The 2,936-nt window shown below is 61.3% G+C and carries 3 protein-coding genes; all 3 read right to left on the bottom strand.

The features are described 5' to 3' along the window. Positions 1-519 (bottom strand): PolC-type DNA polymerase III (locus ACH2CW_RS11025; RefSeq protein ID WP_395058019.1); only part of this gene is annotated, 519 nt, incomplete at its 3' end. A gap of 40 nt (positions 520-559) precedes the next feature. Next, positions 560-808: a DUF3297 family protein gene (locus ACH2CW_RS11030; protein WP_395058021.1), complete on the bottom strand. Its 249-nt coding sequence runs from the start codon at positions 806-808 to the stop codon at positions 560-562. Between the two features lie 10 nt (positions 809-818). Beyond that, the coding region (locus tag ACH2CW_RS11035; RefSeq protein ID WP_395058023.1) for a DNA gyrase subunit B at positions 819-2,936 on the bottom strand (2,118 nt) is incomplete at its 5' end.

The following is a 2,936-nucleotide window of genomic DNA, read 5'->3' on the forward strand; positions in this document are numbered from 1 at the left end:
ACGATGGCGTGTACGCAGGTCATGCTGGATTTGACCCAGCAAGGCGGCGGCCATTTCTGCGTCGGCCAGCGCGCGGTGGGCGCGTCCGGATGTGGGCAGGTGGTGAAAGTCAGCCAGCGTGCTGAGCTTGTGGCTGGGCGCTTGCGGGTATAGCCTGCGCGACACCAGCAGCGTGCACGCAAACGCGTGGTCGGCACTCTGGTCAGCGCGCTGCAGTTCGGCCTGCCAGAACTTGGCGTCGAACGCGGCGTTGTGCGCCACCATCGGCGCGCCCCTCACAAACCGACTGGCCTCAAGCATCACCTGGGCCGCAGGCGGTGCGCTGGCCACCATGGCGTTGGTGATGCCGGTGAACTGAGTGATAAACGCTGGCAGCCGAACGCCCGCATTCATCAGGCTCTGAAAGCGGTCTACCACTCGGCCGCGCTCCACCAGCACGATGGCCACTTCGGTGGCGCGGTCGCCCATGGCTGGTGACAAGCCGGTGGTCTCGAAGTCGATGACGGCGATCAGGCTCATGCGAAGTCGCCCTGGCAGTGCAAGGGTAAGGCCAGGTCAGTTACTTGTAAAACGCCGAAACGCTGCCCTTGAGCTTGATCGTCAGGGGGTTGCCTTTGCGGTCGACCTTGTTACCCACAGGCACCTTGATCCAACCTTCGCTGATGCAGTATTCCTGCACATCAAAACGCTCTTTGTCGTTGAAGACGATGCCCACGTCGTGTTCAAAAGCAGCCGCGATATGGTGTGGGCTGCGCGGGTCGGCCGAGAGGTGGTCGGGAAGGTCGGGGCGTGTTGTGGGCTCTGGCATGGTTCAGTTTTCAAATATCAATGTTCGCAGCACGCAACGCGTTCTGCTCGATGAACTCGCGGCGCGGCTCGACCTCGTCACCCATCAGCATGGTGAACACGCGGTCGGCTTCGATGGCGTCGTCGATCTGCACGCGCAGCAGGCGGCGCACGGTGGGGTCCATGGTGGTTTCCCACAGCTGGGCCGGGTTCATCTCGCCCAGCCCTTTGTAGCGCTGGCGGGCAGTGGCGTTTTCGGCCTGGCCGATCAGCCAACGCATGGCGCCCCGGAAATCGTCAATTTTCTCTTCCTTGCGGCGTTCGCCCTCACCGCGCATGACCTTGGCCCCCTCGCCGATCAGGCCCTTGAAGGTGGTGGCGGCTTCCTGTAGCGTGGCGTAGTCAGCCCCGTGAACAAAGTCCTGCGTGATGACGCTGCTTTTCACGTTGCCGTGGTGGCGGCGGCTGATGCGCAAAATCGGTTTGTCGGTACGCACGTCGAACTCACCGGCCACTTCGGCCGGGGCGCCGGTGGTGTTCAGGGCCCTCAGCTGCACCTGCAGCGCCACGGCTGAAGCCTCGGCATCGGCCACGGTGTCCAGGTTCAATGAAACGCCGTCTGCAATGCAGCGCAGCGCCTCAGCGTCCATGAAGCCGCGTAGGCGGGCGATCACAGCCTCAGCCAGCTGGTGTTTGCGGGCCAGCTCGGCCAGCGTGTCACCGGTCAGCACCGCCGTCTCATCCGCGCTGGTCTGCACGTAGGCGTCTTTCATCGCGATGCGCAACAAAAAGCCGTCAAGAGCGGCTGTGTCTTTGAGGTATTGCTCTTCCTTGCCGGCCTTGACCTTGTACAGCGGCGGCTGCGCAATGTAGATGTGGCCACGCTCGACCAGCTCGGGCATCTGGCGGTAGAAAAACGTTAGCAGCAGGGTGCGGATATGCGCGCCGTCCACGTCGGCGTCGGTCATGATGATGATGCGGTGGTAGCGCAGTTTGGCGACATTAAAGTCGTCTGCGCCGGGCGTGCCGCCCACGCCACCACCCTTGCCAATGCCGGTGCCCAGCGCGGTGATCAGCGTCAAAATTTCATTGCTGGTCAACAGCTTTTCATAGCGGGCTTTTTCAACGTTCAAAATCTTCCCGCGCAGGGGCAAAATCGCCTGGAACTTGCGGTCACGGCCCTGTTTGGCAGAGCCTCCTGCAGAGTCGCCCTCAACCAGGTAAATTTCGCAGCCGGCAGGGTCTTTTTCCTGACAGTCGGCTAGCTTACCGGGCAACCCCATGCCGTCGAGCACGCCTTTGCGGCGTGTCATGTCCCGCGCCTTGCGGGCCGCTTCGCGCGCGCGGGCGGCTTCGATGATTTTGCCGACAATGATCTTGGCGTCATTCGGGCGCTCTTGCAGGTAGTCGTGCAGCAGGCGGCTGACGATGTCTTCCACCGGCCCACGCACTTCGCTAGACACCAGCTTGTCCTTGGTCTGGCTTGAAAATTTCGGCTCGGGCACCTTCACGCTCAACACGCAGCACAGGCCTTCGCGCATGTCGTCGCCCGTAACCTCGACCTTGGCTTTTTTGGCCAGCTCACTGTCGTCAATATACTTATTGATCACCCGGGTCATCGCGGCGCGCAGGCCGGTCAGGTGGGTTCCGCCGTCACGCTGGGGAATGTTGTTGGTGAAACACAGCACTTGCTCGCTGTAGCCGCTGTTCCACTGCATCGCCACCTCCACACCGATGTTGGTGCCCTGGTCGCTCTGGCGGTCCCCCATCGCGGCGAACACGTTGGGGTGCAACACGGTTTTGCCCTTGTTGATAAAGCCCACAAAGCCTTTGACGCCATCGGCCCCCGCGAAGTCGTCTTCCTTGCCCGAGCGCTCGTCTTTCAAACGGATCTTCACGCCGTTGTTCAGAAAGCTGAGCTCGCGCAGGCGTTTGCTCAGGATTTCGTAATGAAAGTCGTTGTTTTCTTTGAAGATATCGGTGTCTGGCAGGAAGTGAACTTCCGTGCCGCGCTTGTCGGTGTCACCCATCACCTTCATCGGTGACACTTCCACGCCGCCCACAGTCTTGACTATCCGGTTTTGCACAAACCCCTTGGAAAACTCCATGGTGTGCACCTTGCCGTCACGTCGAATTGTCAGGCGCAGCAT

Origin of the sequence: Polaromonas sp. (assembly GCF_043778355.1) — a bacterium.
GTDB lineage: Bacteria > Pseudomonadota > Gammaproteobacteria > Burkholderiales > Burkholderiaceae_C > Polaromonas.